General features: G+C 47.1%; 1 protein-coding gene. It reads left to right on the forward strand.

The features are described from left to right. Window positions 1–69 precede the first annotated feature (69 nt). Window positions 70–1,050 carry an IS5 family transposase gene (locus H9J30_RS21535; protein WP_240132842.1) on the forward strand — a complete coding sequence of 327 codons (981 nt, stop codon included), beginning with the start codon at window positions 70–72 and terminating at the stop codon, window positions 1,048–1,050. The last annotated feature ends 148 nt before the right edge of the window (window positions 1,051–1,198 follow it).

Raw genomic sequence — 1,198 nt, forward strand, 5'->3', positions numbered from 1 at the left:
GGAAGGTGCGAATAAGTCCCCGATGTGAGATCATGTACTCATCCAGTTTGCCAAGGAACAGGTCAGCTCATGGAACATCAACTCACATTTGCCGATAGCGAATTCTCCAGTAAGCGCCGTCAGACTCGTAAAGAAATCTTCCTGTCTCGGATGAATGCGATTCTTCCTTGGGCAAAACTCCTTGCTGTTATCGAACCTGTTTACCCTAAAGCAGGCAATGGCCGCCGCCCTTATCCATTAGAAACCATGTTGCGTATCCACTGCATGCAGCATTGGTACAACCTAAGTGATGGCGCCATGGAAGATGCGCTCTATGAAATTGCATCCATGCGCTTGTTTGCACATCTATCCTTAGATAGCGTCATACCAGACCGCACGACCATCATGAATTTTCGCCATCTGTTGGAGCAGCATAAATTGGCCCGCAAGATACTCAGTACCATTAACCAATGGCTTAGCGAATGCGGTGTCATGATGACGCAAGGCACGTTAGTTGATGCAACGATTATCGAAGCGCCAAGCTCAACCAAGAATAAGCAAAACCAACGTGACGGCGATATGCACCAGACCAAGAAAGGTAACCAGTGGTACTTCGGCATGAAAGCGCACATCGGGGTGGACGCCAAAAGTGGCTTAACCCACCGTTTGGTGACCACGGCGGCTAACGAGCACGATTTAAATCAGCTGGAAAACTTGCTGCACGGTGAAGAACAATTTGTGTCAGCCGATGCCGGTTATCAAGGCGCAGAAAAGCGCGAGGCGCTTGCAGATAAGAAGGTTGATTGGCTGATAGCAGAACGTCCAGGCAAAGTCAGAACACTTAAGCAACATCCACGGCTCAATAAAGTGCTCATCAGAGCAGAATACTTGAAGGCTAGCATTAGAGCCAAGGTAGAACATCCGTTCCGCATCATTAAGTGCCAGTTCGGCTTTGTAAAAGCTCGCTATAAGGGCTTGGTGAAAAACGATAATCATCTGGCGATGTTATTTGCGTTGGCCAACATCGTCAGAGTGGACCAGATGTTACGCTATGAGCCGAAGACTACCTAAAATCAGGTAGTAAGCCAGAAAACAGGCTAAAAGTGGGGTAAAACAGCTAATTTTTGGATAAAAAAGGGAAAATCGGTGCGGAAAAAGTAGAGGAAGAAATTTAGGCGGATTTAAACCTCAACGTACTGACTTAATCGCATGTTCCCTA

Source organism: Shewanella cutis (genome assembly GCF_022410515.1).
GTDB lineage: Bacteria > Pseudomonadota > Gammaproteobacteria > Enterobacterales > Shewanellaceae > Shewanella > Shewanella cutis.

Bases quoted from the DNA above. Each gene is read 5' to 3' on its own strand.
- H9J30_RS21535 (WP_240132842.1), top strand. From the start codon at position 70: ATGGAACATCAACTCACATTTGCCGATAGCGAATTCTCCAGTAAGCGC.